The sequence below is a fragment of the Rahnella sp. PD12R genome (assembly GCF_019200965.1).
Classification (GTDB): Bacteria; Pseudomonadota; Gammaproteobacteria; order Enterobacterales; family Enterobacteriaceae; genus Rahnella; species Rahnella laticis.
In genome coordinates this window covers 105,549-125,582 of sequence record NZ_JAHTMS010000015.1, presented here as the reverse complement: position 1 = coordinate 125,582, position 20,034 = coordinate 105,549, and the positions used below count along the sequence as shown (strand labels likewise).

20 protein-coding genes are annotated in these 20,034 nt (G+C 51.3%); 13 read left to right on the top strand and 7 right to left on the bottom strand.

The window, feature by feature from the left end:
* The 3 genes from KWG64_RS25830 to KWG64_RS22940 form a co-directional block, all read left to right on the top strand.
* On the top strand, nt 1–856 hold an 856-nt coding region (locus KWG64_RS25830), incomplete at its 5' end, for an RHS repeat-associated core domain-containing protein (RefSeq protein ID WP_218523232.1).
* 43 nt (nt 857–899) lie between these two features.
* Nucleotides 900–1,271, top strand: a complete 372-nt coding sequence (locus KWG64_RS22945; RefSeq protein WP_218523231.1) for a hypothetical protein — start codon at nt 900–902, stop codon at nt 1,269–1,271.
* Between the two features lie 417 nt (nt 1,272–1,688).
* Entirely contained in the window at nt 1,689–2,432 is a 744-nt protein-coding gene (locus tag KWG64_RS22940) for an ankyrin repeat domain-containing protein (RefSeq protein ID WP_218523230.1), read from the top strand.
* A gap of 66 nt (nt 2,433–2,498) precedes the next feature.
* On the opposite strand, the gene aaeR is transcribed toward KWG64_RS22940, so the two are convergent.
* Nucleotides 2,499–3,437 (bottom strand): HTH-type transcriptional activator AaeR, encoded by a 939-nt coding sequence (gene aaeR, locus KWG64_RS22935; RefSeq protein WP_218523229.1) that lies wholly within the window; start codon nt 3,435–3,437, stop codon nt 2,499–2,501.
* A gap of 286 nt (nt 3,438–3,723) precedes the next feature.
* Between aaeR and aaeX the strand changes: the two genes are divergently transcribed.
* Genes aaeX through aaeB form a run of 3 tightly spaced genes read left to right on the top strand, consistent with a single transcriptional unit; the run spans nt 3,724 to nt 6,836 of the window.
* Nucleotides 3,724–3,927 (top strand): p-hydroxybenzoic acid efflux pump operon protein AaeX, encoded by a 204-nt coding sequence (gene aaeX, locus KWG64_RS22930; RefSeq protein ID WP_104924238.1) that lies wholly within the window; start codon nt 3,724–3,726, stop codon nt 3,925–3,927.
* 7 nt (nt 3,928–3,934) lie between these two features.
* Nucleotides 3,935–4,870, top strand: coding sequence for a p-hydroxybenzoic acid efflux pump subunit AaeA (aaeA, locus tag KWG64_RS22925; RefSeq protein ID WP_218523228.1), 936 nt, complete (start codon nt 3,935–3,937; stop codon nt 4,868–4,870).
* A 10-nt stretch (nt 4,871–4,880) separates the two neighbouring features.
* Nucleotides 4,881–6,836: a p-hydroxybenzoic acid efflux pump subunit AaeB gene (gene aaeB / locus KWG64_RS22920; protein WP_218523227.1), complete on the top strand. Its 1,956-nt coding sequence runs from the start codon at nt 4,881–4,883 to the stop codon at nt 6,834–6,836.
* 71 nt (nt 6,837–6,907) lie between these two features.
* Here aaeB and KWG64_RS22915 read toward each other — a convergent pair whose 3' ends face one another.
* Complete coding sequence (locus KWG64_RS22915) at nt 6,908–7,489, bottom strand: maltose acetyltransferase domain-containing protein (protein WP_195815530.1); 582 nt, start codon at nt 7,487–7,489, stop codon at nt 6,908–6,910.
* 184 nt (nt 7,490–7,673) lie between these two features.
* Here KWG64_RS22915 and KWG64_RS22910 point away from each other — a divergent pair, with 184 nt between their 5' ends.
* The 3 genes from KWG64_RS22910 to KWG64_RS22900 all read left to right on the top strand — a co-directional run bounded on the left by KWG64_RS22910 (nt 7,674) and on the right by KWG64_RS22900 (nt 9,972).
* Nucleotides 7,674–9,134: an NAD-dependent succinate-semialdehyde dehydrogenase gene (locus KWG64_RS22910; protein ID WP_195825225.1), complete on the top strand. Its 1,461-nt coding sequence runs from the start codon at nt 7,674–7,676 to the stop codon at nt 9,132–9,134.
* A gap of 77 nt (nt 9,135–9,211) precedes the next feature.
* Nucleotides 9,212–9,673 (top strand): ribonuclease domain-containing protein, encoded by a 462-nt coding sequence (locus KWG64_RS22905; protein ID WP_195825224.1) that lies wholly within the window; start codon nt 9,212–9,214, stop codon nt 9,671–9,673.
* 5 nt (nt 9,674–9,678) lie between these two features.
* A complete protein-coding gene (locus KWG64_RS22900) occupies nt 9,679–9,972 on the top strand; it encodes a barstar family protein (protein ID WP_165061611.1) in 294 nt (97 codons plus the stop codon).
* 47 nt (nt 9,973–10,019) lie between these two features.
* Here the strand turns inward: KWG64_RS22900 and yjgA are convergent, their stop codons facing one another.
* The gene (yjgA, locus tag KWG64_RS22895) at nt 10,020–10,571 is read right to left on the bottom strand and encodes a ribosome biogenesis factor YjgA (protein ID WP_218523226.1); all 552 of its coding nucleotides are present in this window, start codon (nt 10,569–10,571) and stop codon (nt 10,020–10,022) included.
* 216 nt (nt 10,572–10,787) lie between these two features.
* Between yjgA and pmbA the strand changes: the two genes are divergently transcribed.
* Both pmbA and cybC read left to right on the top strand, forming a co-directional pair.
* Nucleotides 10,788–12,128, top strand: a complete 1,341-nt coding sequence (pmbA, locus tag KWG64_RS22890; RefSeq protein WP_218523225.1) for a metalloprotease PmbA — start codon at nt 10,788–10,790, stop codon at nt 12,126–12,128.
* A gap of 162 nt (nt 12,129–12,290) precedes the next feature.
* Nucleotides 12,291–12,677 (top strand): cytochrome b562, encoded by a 387-nt coding sequence (cybC, locus tag KWG64_RS22885; RefSeq protein WP_218523224.1) that lies wholly within the window; start codon nt 12,291–12,293, stop codon nt 12,675–12,677.
* 529 nt (nt 12,678–13,206) lie between these two features.
* Here cybC and KWG64_RS22880 read toward each other — a convergent pair.
* A complete protein-coding gene (locus KWG64_RS22880) occupies nt 13,207–14,193 on the bottom strand; it encodes an IS110 family transposase (RefSeq protein ID WP_218523223.1) in 987 nt (328 codons plus the stop codon).
* Nucleotides 14,194–14,551: 358 nt separating this feature from the next.
* Entirely contained in the window at nt 14,552–15,448 is an 897-nt protein-coding gene (gene yafC / locus KWG64_RS22875; protein WP_218523222.1) for a DNA-binding transcriptional regulator YafC, read from the bottom strand.
* Between the two features lie 107 nt (nt 15,449–15,555).
* Here yafC and KWG64_RS22870 point away from each other — a divergent pair, with 107 nt between their 5' ends.
* Nucleotides 15,556–16,731 carry an MFS transporter gene (locus tag KWG64_RS22870; protein ID WP_195824944.1) on the top strand — a complete coding sequence of 392 codons (1,176 nt, stop codon included), beginning with the start codon at nt 15,556–15,558 and terminating at the stop codon, nt 16,729–16,731.
* A gap of 194 nt (nt 16,732–16,925) precedes the next feature.
* The gene (locus KWG64_RS22865; protein WP_195815382.1) at nt 16,926–17,714 is read left to right on the top strand and encodes an endonuclease/exonuclease/phosphatase family protein; all 789 of its coding nucleotides are present in this window, start codon (nt 16,926–16,928) and stop codon (nt 17,712–17,714) included.
* Nucleotides 17,715–17,822: 108 nt separating this feature from the next.
* Here the strand turns inward: KWG64_RS22865 and mltD are convergent, their stop codons facing one another.
* On the bottom strand, nt 17,823–19,208 hold the full coding sequence (gene mltD, locus KWG64_RS22860; RefSeq protein WP_218523221.1) for a murein transglycosylase D: 1,386 nt from the start codon (nt 19,206–19,208) through the stop codon (nt 17,823–17,825).
* 69 nt (nt 19,209–19,277) lie between these two features.
* Nucleotides 19,278–20,033, bottom strand: coding sequence for a hydroxyacylglutathione hydrolase (gene gloB, locus KWG64_RS22855; protein WP_218523220.1), 756 nt, complete (start codon nt 20,031–20,033; stop codon nt 19,278–19,280).
* Between the last annotated feature and the right edge of the window lies 1 nt (nt 20,034).

Sequence of the window (20,034 nt, the reverse complement as noted above, 5' to 3'; positions counted from 1 at the left end):
CGTGGGCTCGGAGATGTGTATAAGAGACAGGGCGCGCTATATCTACGACCCGCTCGGCCGCCGGGTGGGCAAACACGTCAGCCAGATAAACCCGCAATCCGGCGAAGCGCAAACGCAGAANCTCAAACTGCACCTGTACCACTGCGACCACCTGGGCACGCCGGTTGCGCTGATTAATCACAAAACCGGCAAGGTGGAATGGGACGCGATTTCAGACGTCTGGGGCAACGCGGTAGATATTTTCAACCCGTACAAACTGCGCCAGCCAATAAGAATGCAGGGGCAGCATTACGACGAGGAATCGGGGCTGCATTACAACCGACATCGTTATTATGACCCGGCGCCGGGACGGTATATTACGCAGGATCCGATTGGGTTGAGAGGGGGATGGAATTTATATGTTTATCCGCTGGATCCGGTCAAAGGAATCGACCCATTAGGGCTAACACTTGTATCAGCAAATTTGCCAGGACTAGGTGATACGTATCTAGATGACTCTTTCTTACCTGCTGTAGAAAGTTTTATCTCTTATGCCTCTGAAAATGGCGTTAATTTACATTTTAACAGCGCATACCGAAGCCCTCAGCATCAGGCCGCATTACACAATGATCCAAATGCAATTACACCTGCAGACCGAAGCCTTCATTCGTGTGGATTCGCAGTGGACGTCAATTACAGTAGTCTGCCAGCAAGCCAACAACAAATTGTTCTTGCTGCAGCTTCGGCTGCAGGACTTAGTTGGGGTGGGAATTTCCGAACACAAGATCCTCCACATTTTTATAGTGACCCTGGAGGAGATAGAGACTCATTAATTCAAAATGCTACACAAGAATATCTTCGTTTAACGGGGCAGTAAGCTAAAGGTTTATAATATGCGAAAAAATATAATGTGTTCGTTAATGATTGTTATTTTATTTAGTTTTATTTTAAAAGATTCAATGGCATTATCAAAGAAACCATTTAAACTCACAGGAGTTTTTTCCAGTCTACATTTTAATAACGAATCCGGAGATCTTTTGGGGGAAGAATTGATAATACTTTACTCAAAAGATGGATATAATGTCATTTTTCAAACCAGCGAGGGTGAGCCTACTGTGCCAGTTATTACGAAAGCAGAAATCGAAAAGGATATAATCACATTCACATTGCCACCCCCTCTAGACATACATGGGGAATTTTCAGGAGAAATTTCAAAAGAGAAAATCATTGGAAAATTTGAAAGGAATGAGCAAGTGTTAATATTAATGAGAAAGAATAGCTATTGGCAATGACTAAAAAACTTGAGATTGGTTAAATGTTGCTTTCTGCTCGTCATGTGTATCTATATCATTATTTTTATCGAGGTTTAAATATTTGAATGACCAGATTTTTCGTGTTTTTGTTACTTTCACAATTTTTTTAGTTATAATTTTATTTGCAACAAAATAAACATTGATATAAATACCTTATCAGGTATGTTTAAAATATATTGTCGGTTTTCTTCTTTTAAAGGAAAATTATTTTCATTACTAATGTTGTTTTGTATATGCGGTAGCGAATAGACTAGGTTTATAACAATTGACGTTAGTTTTTGGGCCGAAGGTAAAGGATGTGTTTTCCCAACAAAATACGGAAAAAATAAATGAAGTTTTGAATGCATTGCGCAGATCAGCTACCGTTGTTAAACGTTACTGTAGGCCTTCAAGCAAATGAAAAATTTTTATTCTGATGATTTACCTGGTTTTTTCTCAGAACCAAAGAATTACCACTTTAAGTCTAATCTTCTTCAAACATATCCAATAAATTACGCCGCATCTCGAGGTGAGGTTAAAATAGTTAAAAAGCTAATTGGACTGGGAGTCGATGTTAACTCGCAAGGAGACCAAGGTTATACCCCACTGCAAGAGGCAGCATCTAAAGGATATATTGATGTCGTCAAATTATTAGTTGATCATGGCGCCGATCTTGATTTAAAAAATGAATTCGGAAAAAACGCCTCAGAACTTGCCGAATCAAAAGGTGAGGTTGAGGTTTTTAAATTTTTGAAAGAATTTGAGAGAAAGTTATTTATAGTTGACTCGACTGAACTTCTTTTAATGTATAAATTAAATGAATTATTTCAGGAAGAGGACATAAGCATTAATACTATGTCGGAATATGGCGAGTTGCCAATTCATATAGCGGCTAAGAGAAGAAGCATATCTGAAATGAAATGTCTCTTACATGCAGGAGTTGATGTAAATGCAACAACTGATGACGGGCAGTTTTTGACGGCTCTTCATTACTCCATTGGGCAGGGTGATTTTGAAATGATGAGGTTGTTACTGCACTCTGGCGCCGATTTTGAAATAAAAAGTGGTTTCGGTTATACACCTTTCGATCTAGCTATTATGATCGGAGAAGAGAAATTAATTTATTTCCTTTATAGTTTTATGTCTGGAAAAGGATATTGATAGTCCCTGAAGTGGAAAAATTAATCTCATGAGATTATTCGTACAAATGTGATTCAGAAGATTAAATCAATTCCACTGCGTCACTTTCTTGCCCTGCCGGTATCCCTGATACACCTTGCTGACCCGTTTGAAGTAATCGGTCAGGTAATCCAGACACACCTGAACTTTCAGCGGAAGCTTGTCTTTTTCTGTGTACAGCGCGTACACCGGTCGCGGATCGGACTGATAGCTTCTGAAAAGGATCTCCACGTCACCGGCGTTAATCTCTTCAATCACCCACATCAGCGGGACGTATGCAATGCCGACACCGGCTTTCAGCCAGCGGATCATGGTTTGTGAATCGTTGGTGACGAAACGCCCTTGCGGCGTGATACGCGTGGAAATGCCTTCCGGCGCGATCAGTTCAAACTCGCTGTCCGGACGGACGCTGTATTCCAGCCACGAAAAATTCACCATATCGGCAGGTTTTTCCGGCGTACCGTGCTGCGCCAGATAACTGCGCGCCGCGCACACGACCATTGGCATGGAACCCAGCCGCGTGGAAAACAGGCTGGAATCCTGCAAAGCACCAACGCGGATCACCACGTCCAGACCGTCTGCAATCAGATCCGGCGCAGGAATGCCGGTCACCAGATTGACCGTCAGGCCGGGGTATTCAGTCAGCATTTCGGCGGTCATGGCAGCAAGAACATTTTGTGCCATTGTCGATGAGCTGCCGATGCGCAAAGTGCCGGTTGGCGTGTTGTTGAAGGCATACAATTGTTCATGCACTTCACGTACGTCATGCAGCATTTTCCGGCATCCCTGATAGTAAAGCTTCCCGGCTTCTGTCAGGCCGATACTGCGGGTGCTTCGGTTTAGTAATTTGATTTGTAAGTCATTTTCCAGTTTCGAAATGGTCTGGCTAATGGCGGAAACGCTCATGTCGAGGCGTCGTGCGGCGGCGGTAAAAGAACCGCTTTCCACGACCTGAGCGAATATCGACATGCGTTTTAATCGGTCCATTGTTAACTCTGGCTTAAAAGTGATTTAGATCACAGAACGTTGATTACTTGATAATAAGCACGCTAATATACTCGTCCGGGCGATAAAACTCAGGTTTCTGATTTCCTGAATCAATGCTTACCTTCGCACACTTCCCTGGCAACCCCACAGTTTCATTGAGCACTTCCCAGTGAATTATTTATCTCCGGGGACGCGTGGCATTGCCTAAAATAATGAATAATGCGTGCGCGGGACGAGCAGGTCTGCCCGTCGTCACTGCTGCTGGTAATAATGTAAGGAATTTTTGATGAGTTTGCTTCCGGTAATGGTGATTTTCGGATTGTCGTTTCCACCGGTATTTTTTGAAATACTGCTGGCGCTGGTGGTGTTTTTCCTGCTCCGGCGGGTATTACAACCGACTGGTATTTATGACTTTGTCTGGCATCCGGCGTTGTTTAACACAGCATTATATTGCTGTCTTTTTTACCTGATTTCCCGCTTGTTCGTCTGAGGCCGTTGTGAAAAATTTCTCTATAAAAATAATACGTTATGCAATTACGCTGATTCTTGTCGTTCTGGCTGTCATCGCAATCTTCAGAGCCTGGGCGTTCTATACCGAATCACCGTGGACCCGTGATGCCAAATTTACCGCTGACGTTGTGTCGATTGCGCCGGATGTGACCGGTTTAATCACTGACGTGCCGGTGATTGATAACCAGCTGGTGACCAAAGGTCAGGTGCTGTTCAAAATCGACCAGCCGCGTTATCAGCAGGCGCTGGACGAAGCGAGCGCTGACGTCGCTTATTATCAGGCGCTGGCCGCCGAGAAAAAACGCGAAGCCGGACGCCGTGTGAAACTGGGCGTTCAGGCAATGTCGCAGGAAGAAATCGATCAGGCGAACAACGTACTGCAAACCGCGCAGCATCAGCTGGCGAAAGCGCAGGCCGCGCGTGATCTGGCGGTACTGGATTTAGAGCGTACCGTGGTTGTCGCACCGGCTGATGGCTGGGTCACCAACCTCACGGTCCATCCGGGCAACTACATTAACCGTGGTTCTACCGCCGTTGCGCTGGTGAAGAAAAACTCTTTCTATATTCTGGCGTATCTGGAAGAAACCAAATTGCAGGGCCTCAAAAAAGGCGACCGCGCGGAGATCACTCCGCTGGGCAGTAACCGCATTATGCACGGCACGGTTGACAGCGTCGCAGCCGCGGTCACCAACAGCTCGTCTTCGGCGGCGAGCAACGGTCTGGCGACTATCGACAGCAATCTGGAATGGGTGCGTCTGGCGCAGCGCGTGCCGGTGAAAATCGTGCTCGATGATAAAGACCAGCAGCATCCGTACCCGGCGGGAACGACGGCCACCGTCGTCATCACCGGCAGTCATGATCGTAAACAAGATGAAGGCACGCCGTTCCTTCGCCTCCTGCATCGCCTGAGAGAGTTTGGCTAAGGCCGGAAAGATGAATAGCGTACTTATTCCGCGCGTACGGTTTGCGTTCAAGCTGACATTTGCCATTCTTGGCGCTCTGGTGCTCGGTTTCTATCTGCAACTCGAAACGCCACGCTGGTCGGCCATGACCGCGGCCATTGTGACCTCGGGCCCGGCGCTTGTGGCGGGCGGAGAGCCGTTTGCCGGTGCTATCCGGCACCGTGGTTTTCTGCGCGTTATCGGGACGTTTATCGGCTGTATCGCGGCGCTGGTGATTGTGATTACCACTGCACGTGCGCCGGTCGTCATGTTGTTGCTGTGCTGCATCTGGGCCGGTGTCTGCACCTGGTGGTCTACCCTGGTGCGGATCGAAAACTCTTACGCGCTCGGGCTGGCCGGGTATACCGCGCTGATCATTGTTGTGACGTCCGCCAGTTCGCCGCTGCAAACGCCGCAATTTGCGGTTGAACGTTGCAGTGAAATCGTTCTGGGGATTTGCTGTGCGATCGTCGCTGACCTGCTGTTTTCTCCGCGTTCCATCAAAAAAGATATCGACCGCGCCGTCAGCCAGCTGATGCTTGATCAGTTCGCGCTGATGCGGATTTGTATGAATAACGCGTCGAAGGAAGATATTGATAAGTCCTGGAATAACCTGGTGAAAAGCACCACGGCGCTGAACGGTATGCGCAGCAGTCTGATGATGGAATCGTCCCGCTGGCAACGTTGCAATCGGCGCCTGAAAGCCTTGCACAGCATGTCGCTGAGCATGATTACGCAGGCCTGTGAAACGTATCTGATTCTGCAAACTTCACCGGAGCAGTTATCTCCGGAGTTGAAAACCCTGTTTGACGAGCCCGCCGAAAGCATCGGCGACGTTCACCGGCGGCTGAAACAACTGCGTCAGGTGATTGCCGGTATGCACAGCGATAATGTGCTGATGACCGTCAGCGCCTGGGCCGGTGCGGGCACCCGCGCGTTATTGCTGATGAAAGGCGTGCAGACCAACAGCAGCATCAGCACTGTTGAAAGCGGCGTGCTGGATGGCGAAGTGGTGGTGCGCCCGGTTTCTGCCGAACGCCATCACGCGATGGTCAACGGTTTGCGAACCTTTACGGCGACGGCGATTGGTTGCCTGATGTGGCTGTGGACCGGCTGGACGTCGGCCAGTGGTTGCGTGATTATTATCGCCGTGGTGACATCTCTGGCGATGCGAACCCCGAATCCGAAAGGCATGGCGATGGACTTTATCGTCGGCATGTTGCTGGCGATCCCGGTCGGCTCAATGATGTTTATGCTGATCATGCCCGCGACGCAGCAAAGCCTGTTCCTGCTTTGCCTGATGCTGGGGATTTTCACCTTCTTTATCGGTATTGAAGTCACGAAACGCCGTCTCGGAATGCTCGGTTTGCTGGCGGGCACCATTAATATCCTGGTGCTCAGTAACCCGATGAAATTCAACGTGACGTCGTTTCTCGACAGCGCGCTGGGGCAGGCAATCGGTACGTTCATTGCAATGGCGGTGTTGTTGATTATTCGCGATAAATCCCGCGATAAAACCGGCCGCACATTGCTTAACCGCTTCATGAGCAGCGCGGTTTCAGCGCTAACGACTAAAGCTTATCGCCGTCGTGAAAACCATCTTCCTGCGCTTTATCACCAGCTTAATCAACTGCTGATGATGTTCCCGAATGACATCGGCAAATACCGTCTGGCGTTGCAGCTGATTATTGCGCATCAGCGCATGAAGCAGGTGGAAGTACCGGTTAACGATGAGCTTTCCGCATTCCACAAGAAAATCCGTAATACCGCCGATCACGTGGTGTCATCGGGCGAAGGTAAGCGCACGTATTATTACCAGCGTCTGCTGAAAGAGCTGGAGGAATATCAGGAAAAACTGGCCGACTATGAGGCGCCGCCAAAAGTCACCGAACCAGTGCGGCGTCTGACCGAATTGCTTCACCGGTATCAGCATTCTTTCCTCGCCTGATTTTTTCAGTACGGCAAAAGGCCGGTGCATTTAACCCTGCACCGGCCTTTTTACTTTTTGCTTTCAGACTTTTATTTTGAGAATGCTTCGCGATCTTCCGCCGTTATCTCCCGCAAAACCCGACACGGCACGCCTGCTGCCACAACGTCTGGCGGAATGGATTTCGTCACCACGCTGCCCGCGCCAATCACGCTGTTGCGGCCGATGGTGACGCCCGGATTCACAATCACGCCGGTGCCGAGCCAGACGTTATCTTCGATAACCACCGGGAGGGAGAACTGTTGTCCGGTGATGCGGATTTCAGGATCGACCGGGTGTCCGGCGGTCGCCAGTGTGACATTCGGCGCAATCATCACGTTATCGCCAATCGTCACCGTGGCGTCATCCACCACCGTGAGATTGAAGTTGGCGTAGAAGTTCTTGCCGATATGAATATGCGTGCCATAGGCCACACGAAGCGGCGGCTCGATCCAGCCGTTTTCGCCGATGCTGCCCATCATGTCTTTCAGCAACCGCTGGCGTTTTTCTTCTTCCGACGGGCGGGTCAGGTTGTAATCATAAACGCGTTCTTTCCCGGCGCGGCGCTCTTCGGGCAGTCCTTCGCCCATGTCGGTATAAAGCTCGCCAATGTTCATTTTTTCGCGTGTCGACATACTTTCGTCCTTTTTAAAATGAGTCAGATTGCAGACAGTTTACGGAGTGCTATACCGGTTGTGAACGTATGACATTCAACTTTGCGAGCTGTGTCTCTCAGTGCTGTCTGACAGACGCTTCCCTCTCAGCCGCTATACTTAATGCAATCCCATGCGTAAACGGCATAAATCAGGAGGATCCCTAATGTCTGCCCATTCTCAAAAACTGTCCGCGCATCCTTTATTCAAGACCGGCTATTTTACCGGCGGCCAATGGCATGAAGCCAAAAACACCTTCGATGTCCTGAATCCGGCAACTGGTGATGTGGTGGCAAAAGTGGCGAGGGCCGGAAAAGCCGAGGCCGAAGCTGCCGTCAAAGCCGCCAGCGACGCTTTCCCTGCATGGCGGAAAACGACCGCAAAAGCGCGTTCGGAGATATTGCACCGCTGGTATGAACTGATGCTGGAGAACAAACAGTTTCTCGGCGAACTGATGGTGGCCGAACAAGGCAAGCCGCTGAAAGAGGCGCTGGGCGAAGTCGATTACGCCGCCAGCTACCTGCAATGGTTCAGCGAGGAAGCCAAACGTGCCAACGGTGAAATCATTCCTCCGGCGAAATCCGGCTCCCGGATCCTCGCCACGCGCGAACCGGTCGGCGTTGTCGCGGCCATCACGCCGTGGAACTTCCCGCTGGCCATGCTGACCCGCAAACTTGGCCCGGCGCTGGCCGCAGGCTGCACCGGCCTTATCAAACCGGCGAATAACACGCCGCTTTCCGCTTTTGCATTATTGCAGCTGGCGAAAGACGCGGGCGTGCCGGATGGCGTCATCAACGGCGTGGCGGGCGATACGCAGGCTATCAGCGATGTGATTATGGCCAGCGACAAAGTAAGAAAAGTGTCCTTTACCGGTTCGACGGAAGTCGGGAAAACGCTGGTTCGCAACAGCGCCGACACCATGAAAAAAGTGTCGATGGAGCTGGGGGGTAACGCGCCGTATATCGTGTTCGATGACGCTGATATTGAAGCCGCCGTCAAAGGCGCAATGACCTGCAAATTCCGCAATACCGGGCAAGTCTGCGTGTGCATCAACCGCATCTACGTGCAGGACGGCGTATATGACACATTCGTTTCCCGCCTGGTGGAAGAAGTGCGCAAACTGAAAGTCGGCAACGGTATGGACGATGGCGTTATCGTCGGGCCGCTGATTGATATCAAAGGGCTGGAGAAAGTGGAAGACCATGTCAAAGACGCGCTGGAGAAAGGTGCGCGCCTGATGGAAGGCGGGCAGCGACATAAGCTGGGCGGTAACTTCTTCCAGCCGACCGTCATTGCGGATGCCACCGATGACATGAAAGTCGCGCATGAAGAAACCTTCGGCCCGCTGGCGGCCTGTTTCCGTTTCAACACGGAGGAAGAGGTCATCCGGCGCGCCAACGACACGCCTTTCGGGCTGGCGGCGTATTTTTACAGCCAGAATCTGCAACGTGTTTTCCGCGTCGCGGACGCCATCGAAAGCGGCATGATTGGCATTAACGAATGTGCGATTTCCAATGAAGCCGCGCCGTTTGGTGGAGTGAAAGAGTCTGGCCTGGGGCGCGAAGGTTCCGTGCTGGGGCTGGAAGAGTATTTGCAGGTGAAAACATTACATTTGGGAAATCTATAAGTCCGCTTTCCCGAAGCTCTGTTTTGAGAAACAATAATCAGCAACCGACGGTTTATCGCATTACAAAAGGGACGTCAATGAAGGCATTTAACGGGCTGCGTTCGCGCACTTTTTCACGCAATCTGATCATGGCCGCCGCTGTCATTCTGGGGCTGGCTGGTGTTGCCGGGCACGTTGTCGCAAAATCGACATACAATCAGGGCACAATCGTTTCGGGCACCGATGAGCAAACGGTGGTGAGCTATTTGCGCCAAAATCATAGACTACCTGAATACTACATCACCAAGAAAAAGGCACGTGAAGCGGGCTGGGATGCGCGTGCAGGAAATCTGTGCGACGTCTTGCCGGGAAAAGCCATCGGCGGGGATCGTTTCTCAAACCGGGAAGGGCGTTTACCGGCGGCTAACAAACGCGTATGGCGTGAGGCAGATATCAACTATCGCTGCGGACGCCGCGGCGCTGACCGCGTGCTGTTTGCCAGCGACGGACTGATTTATGTCAGCCGTAACCATTATCAGAATTTTGTTCGGGTGGAGTAATGTCGATGAAAAAAGTGAGCTTCGATTTTAATCATATCCCGGATTTACCCGCATTCTATGGCGAGTTTGCCCGTCAGTTTGAACTGACCGACGAATTCGGCGCGAATCTGGACGCACTCTGGGACGAGGTGACTGGCGGAATAGCTCTGCCGGTTGAAATTGATTTCTTAAATCTGAACGCCAGCCGCAAACGGCGCTTTGGTGCGCTGATCCTGCTGTTTGAAGAGGCGGAAGAAGAACTGGAAGGCGAGCTGCGGCTGAACCTGCTGGAGAAACCTGCCGCGAAAGCGAAAGGCTAAAAAGAAAAAACCCGCCATTTCGGTGACTCAAAAGGCGGGTTTTTATTTTAGTCCTGGCCTTCAGCCAGTTCGCGCAGATACTGGAAAATCTGGCGGTAAGATTTTGGCGGCTTGTTCGTCGCTTTCTCTTTTTGCGCGTTACGGATCAGCGCGCGAAGTTGCTGACGGTCAGCTTCCGGATAGAGAACTAAAACGGAAGGAATGACATCGTCACCTTCTTCGACCAGACGGTCACGCAGCATTTCCAGTTTATGGAACAGCGAAACCTGCTGGTTGTGGCGGTTTTTCAGTTTATCCAGCGCGGTCTGGATCGGCTCAACGTCACGGGAACGCAGCATTTTACCGATCAGCTGCATCTGGCGGCGACGGCCTTCTTTCTTGATCTTCTGCGCAAGATTGATGGCGGCGCGGAGATCTTCATCCAGCGGCAATTTGTCGAGCGAGTTATTACCCAGATCAACCATTTCTGCACCGAGATCTTTCAGCGCCTCGGCGTCACGTTTGATTTCACTCTTACTGACCCAGATGATCTCATCATCTTCTTCGTTCGCGTGGTTATCCGGAACGTCGTCGTGCCAGTCGTCAATTTTCTTTGTCATGGGCGCTTCCTCTTAACGAGGTAATCCTGTCAGTTTGATTGTGCTTTATTGCTTCGGCCGCATTATGCCACAGTCCTCTATATTCTGTTGCAACTTCGGTTTAACACTGTCGGACTGAAAGCGAAATTATGGCGAGTCTCTGTTAGACTCAAAGGTATTCGTCTTCATAATTCAGTGTAGAACAATCCCTTTTATCTCATAAGCGATGGCATGCCGATGAACGTAGTCAATCAAGTTGCGCAGCAGCGTAAAACCCTGGAACAGGCCGTCTCACAGGCACTGGAGCTGGCGAAAGCAGGCTCAGACGCCGCGGAAGTTGCGGTCAGCAAAACCACCGGTATCGGCGTCAGCACGCGTTTTGGCGAAGTTGAGAACGTAGAATTCAACAGCGATGGTGCGTTAGGCATCACTGTGTATTACCAGAACCGCAAGGGCAGTGCGTCTTCCACCGATTTAAGCCCGGATGCAATTTCCCGCACCGTTCAGGCTGCGCTGGATATCGCCCGTTATACGTCACCGGATCCGTTCGCGGGCGTGGCGGATAAAGAAATGCTGGCCTTCGATGCACCGGATTTGGATCTTTTCCACCCGGAAGAGCTGGATCCGGATCGCAGTATCGAGCTGGCCGCGCGCGCTGAACAGGCCGCGCTGAAAGCAGATAAACGCATCACCAATACCGAAGGCGGCAGTTTCAACAGCCACTACGGCATCCGCGTTTTCGGCAACAGCCACGGCATGTTGCAGAGCTATTGTTCGACGCGTCACTCCATTTCTGCGTCGGTTATTGCCGAGCATGAAGGCGATATGGAACGCGATTACGCCTATTCCATCGCCCGTAAAATGAGCGACCTGAAAGACCCGGAATGGGTCGGCGAAGAGTGCGCACGCCGCACGTTGTCGCGTCTGGCTCCGCGTAAGTTACCGACCATGCAGGCACCGGTTCTGTTCGCGTCTGAAGTCGCGACGGGCCTCTTCGGGCATCTTGTCGGCGCGATCAGCGGCGGCAGCATTTACCGTAAATCGTCATTCCTGCTCGACAGCCTCGGCAAGCAAATTCTGCCGGAATGGCTGACCATTGAAGAGCATCCGCATCTGCTGCAAGGTCTGGCTTCGACGCCGTTCGACAGCGAAGGTGTGCGCACCGAACGCCGTGACATCGTCAAAGACGGCGTGCTGCAAAACTGGCTGATGACCTGTTATTCCGCGCGTAAGCTCGGTCTGCAAACCACCGGCCATGCGGGCGGCATCCACAACTGGCGCATTGCCGGTCAGGGTGACAACTTCGCCGGTATGCTGCGTAAGCTCGACAAAGGTCTGGTTGTTACCGAACTGATGGGCCAGGGCGTCAGCGGCGTGACCGGTGACTATTCCCGCGGTGCGGCAGGTTTCTGGGTTGAGAATGGCGAGATCCAGTATCCGGTCAGCGAAATCACTATCGCCGGTAATCTGAAAGACATGTGGCGCAATATGGTTGCCATCGGCAGCGATATTGAAACCCGCAGCAATATTCAGTGCGGCTCCGTACTGTTGCCTGCGATGAAAATCGCCGGCGAATAATCCTGACGTAAAGGCAGCGATCGCCCGATCGCTGCTTCCTTCTTTACTACCTTTCTTTACAAAAAATTCATCCCGTTTTCCTCTCTCTCAGCCTATTTTTATAAAGCCTTACAAGCAATGTCGTTTTAACTAACAAATAAATAACAATAGAGAGAAAAGAATATGCGCAAACAACTGATGGCGTTGGCGGTAATCGCCCTGTTAGGAAGCAGTACGGCGGTTCTGGCCGCAGATTTAGAAACGGACATGGACACGATTGCCGATAACTACAGCAAAGTACTGAAGACCAATGATCAGGCAGAACTGGCGAACAGCCTGGCGAACATGAAAGCGGCAGCGGAAGACGCGAAAAAAGCCACACCGCCGAAGCTGAAAGGTAAAGCGCCGGACAGCCCTGAGATTCAGGATTACCACAAAGGGCTGGATACGCTGATTGGGCAGATTGATTCGGCATCAGCGTTGGCGAAAGCCGGCAAAGTGGATGAAGCGAAGAAAGAAGCCGAAGGGTTTAAGGCTACGCGTAATGAGAACCACAAGAAGTTTAAATAGCAGAAGGCCGCTGCTAAAGCGGCTTTAAAAGCAGATTTGGGAAAATTTCGGTTTCTCAATAACGGTTATCACATGGCCTTTTGCGCCGAAACCGAGCAGAGAGGAAAGTGCTTTTCCTCTCTGCACTCTCCTCGCTTTTTTACTGCGCGCTACCGCTGGCTGGCTATGTTTCAGTGGCCACAGTGAGTGCCGCAAAATCCCGCCGCTGCGCGGTTCCCTCGCGTCGGATTACAAACCGCGCGTAAAGATACGCGTTTTTTCATCTCTCCTTCCGGCGTGATTTTTGAAAGCGGCCACTGGCTACTCTAAATTCAAATGCAGATTGGTTTTGTTTTTTAAATAGGTTGGATGGCGCGCTCAGAAATCTTGCTGACCGAGGGTTCGAGACCGCAAGGCTCGAAGCCCTCAAGGAAGGCACCGCGCAGCGGCAAGATTTCGCGCCACTCACCAATGCGGCAGATCATGTCCGTCGACCCAGCGGCAGCGCGCAGTGAAAGAGCCGGAGATTTTTAAGTTACCGTCTTGGCCGTCAACCTGAAACCGCATAATTTACGTCATAGGGCTGCTGTGTTTTCAACACGCCGTAGCACAGATGTACCAGCTTACGCATTGCTGCCCCCAGTGCAGACATCTTGGTTTTACCCTTCGCTAGCAGTCTGTCATAAAGGGCCTTAACATGTGGATTAAACCGCGTTGCTGTCAGTGCCGCTAAAAATAACTTAGCCCGAATGTCTGACGGCCCCGCTTTCGACAAGTGTGCATGACTATTCACCGATGTTCCCGAACGTCGTTCTACAGGTACAGCGCCCAAATATGCAGCAACCTGCTCCGCACTGTGAAATTCCCTGCACCTTAAAACCATGAGCATATTTCCCCCCAATTGAGGCCCCACTGACTTTATCGAGGTCAACAGATCCATATCCTTTTTAAGGCCAGGGTACTTATCAATATGCTTTGCTATTTCCTCTTCTATCCCTTTTTTCTCTTTTTCCAACGTCTTGAGTATTTTCATTATTGAGCGCATTACGATTTTAGGTGTGCGTGTCACTTCCGCTTTTTCCAACCGGTTCTGCTCGCATAAAACATCAGCTAAAAGTGCGTCACGCCTGCGCAACAGCGCTTTTAACTCGCGAACTTCTGGCGGTGGGGGAACCCAGGCACCCGGTCGTTTTAGCGTGCCAAAGCAGGCTAGCGCATAGGCATTAACGATGTCATTCTTGCTCAGAATGCCCATGCCTTTGGCAAATTCACGGATGCGGTAGGGGTTGACGATCGAAAGGTAAATACCGGCTTCGAAGAGTTGGTCGCACAGAGTTTCGTGGTAAGTGCCGGTGGCTTCCAGCACKATGCGAGCGTCTTCTGGCCGGCATTTTTGTTTGCCCAACCAGCTAATCAGTTCACGAGATGAGTGGGCGTCATTATCGATGACTTTTGTTTTACGTTTACCTAAAATACCGTCAAATAACAGACAGATATCGAGTTTTTTCTTACTGACGTCAATGCCAATCTGATACATGAGCATTCTCCTTTCACGAAAACCATCACGCCTATTTCTCTTGTACATGCAGAGTCAGAGCTCTTAGTAACCGTCCAATTTGAATGCTGGCGTGAAAGGTGAAACAGAGGGCCTTTACTTAAAAACAAGGTTGTCCCATGAGAGGCGCGGCAGGCTCACTCTGTTTCATGTGGGGGTAGCTAACCACCACGTAGATCAAGATACAAGAGGCGCGGCGACAGGCGCCTCTTAAAGCCAGTGTGGGTGGCAACCCAAGGTCTTGATTTTGACCTGAGGCCAGTTTGGGCGGCGAGCCCAAGGTCTTGACCTGATTGAAGCGATCACCGCACGTGAGAAACCGAAACTATCCCGATCCAGATTAACTCTGGGCTTGCCCTAATTTTTCGCTCAGAAAATCAATAAAACACCGAATCCTTGTACTCACCGTCTGGTCACTGTAATAAACCGCATGCAACGGCATCGCAATCCGCATGACATCCGGTACCAGCAACTTCACCAGATCCCCGCGCTGTACATCCTCGTCAGTCATGAAATCGGACAAACAGGCGATACCGTTTCCCTGCAAACACAGCCTGCGCAGGGTTTCGCCGCTGCCTGAACTGATAAACGGTGTGACCGTCAGTTGCTGGCCGTCAGCACACAGCAGCGGCCATTTGTTCAGTGCGAGCACTTCGTTAAAGCCCAGACAACGGTGTTTCAGCAGCTCATCGGCGGTTTTGGGTGTGCCCCATTTTTTCAGATATTCCGGCGATGCCAGTACGTTCCGGTGGCTCATCATCAGTTTTCGCGCCCGCAGGCTGGAATCTTCAAGCTCGCCGACGCGGATGGCGACATCCACTTTGTGGTCGATCAGGTTGATGTTGCTCTCGGACGAAAACAGCGCCAGCGACATCTTCGGGAAGCGCCCGGTAAATTCTGCCACCAGCGGGGAAATGACGTGCAGGATCACCGGCGTTGCAGCGTCGACGCGCAACAGACCTTGCGGATCGTCACGATTCTCCAGCAAATCATCTTCGGCGGCTGCCATCTCATGCAGGATTTTCTGTACGCGGACAAAATAACGCTCGCCTTCGTGCGTCAGGCTGATCTGGCGCGTGGTGCGGTTGAGCAGGGTGATCCCCAGTTTTTGCTCCAGACGTTTCAGCGTCCGGCTGACCACCGAGTTATCCTGCCCCAGCTGTTCCGCCGCGCGGCTGAAACTGCCGCTTTCCACCACGGTGACGAAGGTAATCAACTCTTCTGAACTGGCTCGCATTGTTGTTACTCCAGCATAAATGATTTGATACTTTGGTTATTTCTGTCATTTAAGCACAAGCCGATAATAGCCGCCATCAAATCGAAATTCATTGTGGAGTAAAGGTTATGCCGCTTGCACTATTAGCACTGACCATCAGTGCGTTTGCTATAGGAACGACAGAGTTCGTCATCGTGGGACTGGTGCCGACAATCGCCGAACAGCTGGGCGTCAGCGTCCCGTCAGCGGGTTTACTGGTGTCTATTTACGCACTCGGCGTGGCGATTGGCGCACCGGTGCTGACGGCGCTGACAGGGCGCGTACCGCGTAAAGCGCTGCTTATCGGCCTGATGGTACTGTTCACGCTGGGCAATCTGCTGGCGTGGCAGTCACCGAATTACAACACGCTGGTCATCGCGCGCTTGCTGACCGGGCTGGCGCACGGCGTGTTCTTCTCGATTGGCTCGACGATTGCCACCAGTCTGGTGTCAAAAGAAAAAGCCGCTTCGGCCATTGCGCTGATGTTCGGCGGGCTGACCGTGGCACTGGTCACCGGCGTGCCGTTGGGGACATTTATCGGGCAACATTTTGGCTGGCGTGAGACGTTCCTCGCGGTTTCAATGATTGGCGTGATTGCCATTATTGCCAGCGCGATCCTGGTGCCAAACAACATCAAAAACAAACCGGCGGCGCGTATTTCCGATCAGGTTAAAGTATTGATGAACCCGCGCCTGATGCTGATTTACGCGATTACCGCACTGGGCTACGGCGGCGTGTTCACCACATTCACTTTCCTGGCGCCGATGATGCAGGAACAGGCCGGTTTCTCGGCCAGCATGGTCAGCTGGATTTTGCTCGCCTACGGCGTGTCAGTGGCTATCGGGAACATCTGGGGCGGTAAACTGGCCGATCGTCATGGCGCAGTGAAAGCCCTGACGCTGATTTTCGCGGCGCTGGCGGCTCTGTTGCTGATTTTCCAGTTCACCTCTGGCTTTGGCATTCCGGCGTTAATCACGCTGCTGGTAATGGGGATCTTTGCGTTTGGTAACGTGCCGGGCTTGCAAGTCTATGTGGTGCAGAAGGCGGAAGAAGTGACGCCTAATGCTGTCGATGTGGCGTCGGGCCTGAATATCGCCGCGTTTAACGTCGGTATCGCATTAGGTTCTGTGATCGGCGGGCAGGTGGTTTCCACGATAGGACTGGCGCAAACGCCGTGGATTGGCGCGGTGATTGTCCTCGGCGCACTGCTGCTGATCCGCCTCAGCGGTCATCTGGACAGAAAGTTAAAACCTGCTGTTGCCTGAATTTAACAACGTTCTGTGTCTGCACGGCTCGCCTCTGGCGGGCCGTTTTTGTTTTTATGCTAGCCTGTAGATGTGACCGGGTTGTATACCAATGTAAACAGATTTGGCCTCAGCGCCTGCGGGCGTATACTGAACTTTCGCTGTGAGAAACTCTCTCATATAGCATCGATACAACGGGTAAACAGGCGATTAGCGTGCGGAAAAAAACATATGCAATGAGGTATGTCGCAGGTCAGCCCGCAGAGCAAATCTTCCCTGGAGTCCTTGCACATCTTGGACCGGATTTGCCGCCGGGAGCCGCGCTACCCAATTCAAATATTTTACGCGTCATGGTGTGGAATATCTTCAAACAGCAGCGGGCTGACTGGTTGTCAGTTCTGCGAGAGTACGGCAAAGACGCGCAGCTGGTGTTACTTCAGGAGGCGCAGACGACGCCGGAACTGATTCATTTTGCCACATCCAACTTTCTGGCGGCCGATCAGGTGCCGGCGTTTATGCTGCCTCAGCACCCCTCTGGCGTGATGACGCTGTCAGCGGCGCATCCGGTTTATTGTTGCCCGCTGCGTGAGCGTGAGCCGCTTCTGAGGCTGGCAAAATCGGCGCTGGTGACGGTCTATCCGCTGATTGATGGTCGGTTGCTGATGGTTGTGAACATTCACGCGGTGAATTTCAGTATCGGCATCGACGTATACAGTAAGCAGCTTGACCCGATTGGTGAGCAAATTGCCAACCACAAAGGGCCGGTCATTATGGCGGGGGATTTCAACGCCTGGAGCAAACAACGTATCAATGCGCTGTTTGGCTTTGCGGGGAATATTCATCTGGAGGAAGTGCGTTTCCCCTCCGATTACCGCAAAAGGGCATTCGGCAGGCCGCTGGACTTTATCTTCTACCGCGACCTGAGCGTGACCAGCGCGTCCGTCATGGAAACCCGCGCGTCTGACCACAACCCGTTACGGGTGGAGTTTCTTGCCAGTAAATAAGTTGCGAGTAAGCCTCTGACACAATAGCGCTTATTTCGTCAGTCAAAAAATGCAGACATAAAAAAAGCACCCGGAATATTCAGGGTGCTTTTTTATGGTCGGTACTTTTTAGGTATCCGGGCTCATCTTATTGCTGACGAACAACGTTAACTTGTTGCCCGGTTGCAGGTTATCGGCATTTGCATTCCAGCGCATCACATCTTTGATGTTCACGCCGTGACGCTTGGCAATGCTCGACAACGAATCGCCTTTACGTACCTGATAAGTGATGCTGCCACCGTTGATGCTGGTATCGCTGACGCTGTTATCCGCCACTTGCAGTGTTTGCCCAACTTTTAACGCGCCTGCTGAGCGCAAATTGTTCCAACGCTGTAAATCACGGGTTTTCACATTCAGCCGGGCTGCAATGGTGGACAAGCTGTCGCCGGAGCGAACCTTGTACGCTTTTGCACCTGACGGAGTGTTGCTGGCCAGTTTCGTTTCCTGCACTGCGGCAATATCGCCATCAGCCAGAGAATCTTTCAACTGGTCGGCATGCGCCTTCGGCAGAACAATGTAATGCGGGCCATTCGGCGCGGTCACATTCTTCTTGTAGCCAGTGTTAAACGATTTCAGCTTCGTCAGGGACATCCCGGCCATTTCAGCGGCCTGGGTCAACTGCATCTGCTGACCGACTTCTACACGCGCCAGGGCACGGTCTTCACTCGGTTGCGGCAGGCTGATACCGTATTTTTTGCTGTGCTTTAAAATATCGCTCAGCGCTAACATTTTAGGCACGTAAATTGACGTTTCACGAGGAAGCGCCAGCGCCCAGAAGTCAGTCGATCGACCTTTCGCTTTATTGGCTTTCACCGCTTGCATCACGCGGCCTTCACCACTGTTATACGCGGCAATGGTCAGTAACCAGTCACCACCAAACATTTTGTTCAGGCGTTGCATCATATCAAGCGCAGCGGTCGTCGAAGCCACAACATCGCGGCGTCCGTCATACCACTGGTTTTGTTTCAAACCATAGTTGCGACCCGTCTGTGGCACGATCTGCCACAACCCAGCAGCGTTAGCTGATGAGGTTGCTTTTGGGTCAAAAGCGCTCTCCACTATGGGTAGCAGTACCAGTTCCATCGGCATATTACGTTTCTTAATCTGCTCGGTGATCCAGTACATGTACGGCTCTGCCCGTAATGTTACATCGTGGAGATAGCTCTTATTTTTTAAATATTTAACTCTTTGTTCGCGGATCCGGGGGTTATCCGGAACCTTCATCTTCAGCTCGTCGCCTATGAAGTTCCACAGATTTTGTTGGGAGACGGCGTCGTTTCCATCCAACCATCCCCCAGAGGCCGCTCGGCCATCATCTGTGTACTGTCCTGCTTCACTTTGACTTGCCGAAGACAAACTCTGTGCATGTTGCTCGGGTACCTTCACGCCCTGCCTGGACGCCTGGCAACCTGTAAGCAACATGGAGGCGATTATTAGGATCGCGTTTGCCTTCATGTGTGTGTCATAGTTGCTTAAAAGACGAGCGATAATACTTTGCTTCGAAAAAAAACACAACCTTCGGGTCTAAAAGCTGTCCTTGAGTGCCCTTAAATGGGCGAAAACCTGTGAGCCTGTCTTTAAGGGATCGTTAAGGTTTAATTTGTTTTGTAAATCAATATCATCGCAGCGTAAAAAGACGTTAATTTTACGCTCAAGACCGAGGGTTGAAGGTAGGGAAGATTGTCCCTTTTCCCGCATTTGTTGCACTTTGTGCTCATGAGAATGAATATCATGATCCTCCGGTAAAATGGAGCGTGCAAACTTAAGATTTGAGAGAGTGTACTCGTGCGCCGCGCAGACTAATGTTTCGTCAGGGAGCGCCGCTAACCGTTGAAACGACTGGTACATTTGCTCCGGCGTTCCTTCGAACAGACGGCCACATCCGGCGGAAAACATTGTGTCTCCGCAGAAAAGATAAGGCGCGCTATAGTATGAAATATGACCAATTGTGTGACCGGGCGTAGCAAAGATCTGCCATTCCAGACCGCCAATTACCAATTTATCGCCGTTTTTAAGACTAATCTGACTAAATTTGTTCTCAGTTTCGTGAGGTCCGTACACTTTCAGGCCCGGAAAATGGCCGGAAATTTCGTTTACGCCACCCACATGGTCGTGATGATGATGCGTCAGAAGGATGGCGGTTGGCGTTAAATTCGCCGTTTTCAGTGCGGCTAAAACAGGCGCCGCTTCTCCGGGATCCACAATCAGGCAATGGCCTTTCTGGTCATCGAGCATCCAAATGTAATTGTCCTGCAGGGCAGGAATACTGATAAGATTCATG

What these genes read in the sequence shown, in the direction of transcription:
- KWG64_RS22940 (WP_218523230.1), top strand. Translation starts at nt 1,689, where the DNA reads ATGAAAAATTTTTATTCTGATGATTTACCTGGTTTTTTCTCAGAACCA.
- mltD (WP_218523221.1), bottom strand. Translation starts at nt 19,208, where the DNA reads ATGAAGGCAAACGCGATCCTAATAATCGCCTCCATGTTGCTTACAGGT.
- yafC (WP_218523222.1), bottom strand. Translation starts at nt 15,448, where the DNA reads ATGCGAGCCAGTTCAGAAGAGTTGATTACCTTCGTCACCGTGGTGGAA.
- KWG64_RS22905 (WP_195825224.1), top strand. Translation starts at nt 9,212, where the DNA reads ATGAAGGCATTTAACGGGCTGCGTTCGCGCACTTTTTCACGCAATCTG.
- KWG64_RS22910 (WP_195825225.1), top strand. Translation starts at nt 7,674, where the DNA reads ATGTCTGCCCATTCTCAAAAACTGTCCGCGCATCCTTTATTCAAGACC.
- KWG64_RS22870 (WP_195824944.1), top strand. Translation starts at nt 15,556, where the DNA reads ATGCCGCTTGCACTATTAGCACTGACCATCAGTGCGTTTGCTATAGGA.
- KWG64_RS22945 (WP_218523231.1), top strand. Translation starts at nt 900, where the DNA reads ATGATTGTTATTTTATTTAGTTTTATTTTAAAAGATTCAATGGCATTA.
- aaeR (WP_218523229.1), bottom strand. Translation starts at nt 3,437, where the DNA reads ATGGACCGATTAAAACGCATGTCGATATTCGCTCAGGTCGTGGAAAGC.
- gloB (WP_218523220.1), bottom strand. Translation starts at nt 20,033, where the DNA reads ATGAATCTTATCAGTATTCCTGCCCTGCAGGACAATTACATTTGGATG.
- pmbA (WP_218523225.1), top strand. Translation starts at nt 10,788, where the DNA reads ATGAACGTAGTCAATCAAGTTGCGCAGCAGCGTAAAACCCTGGAACAG.
- yjgA (WP_218523226.1), bottom strand. Translation starts at nt 10,571, where the DNA reads ATGACAAAGAAAATTGACGACTGGCACGACGACGTTCCGGATAACCAC.
- aaeX (WP_104924238.1), top strand. Translation starts at nt 3,724, where the DNA reads ATGAGTTTGCTTCCGGTAATGGTGATTTTCGGATTGTCGTTTCCACCG.
- cybC (WP_218523224.1), top strand. Translation starts at nt 12,291, where the DNA reads ATGCGCAAACAACTGATGGCGTTGGCGGTAATCGCCCTGTTAGGAAGC.
- KWG64_RS22900 (WP_165061611.1), top strand. Translation starts at nt 9,679, where the DNA reads ATGAAAAAAGTGAGCTTCGATTTTAATCATATCCCGGATTTACCCGCA.
- KWG64_RS22915 (WP_195815530.1), bottom strand. Translation starts at nt 7,489, where the DNA reads ATGTCGACACGCGAAAAAATGAACATTGGCGAGCTTTATACCGACATG.
- aaeB (WP_218523227.1), top strand. Translation starts at nt 4,881, where the DNA reads ATGAATAGCGTACTTATTCCGCGCGTACGGTTTGCGTTCAAGCTGACA.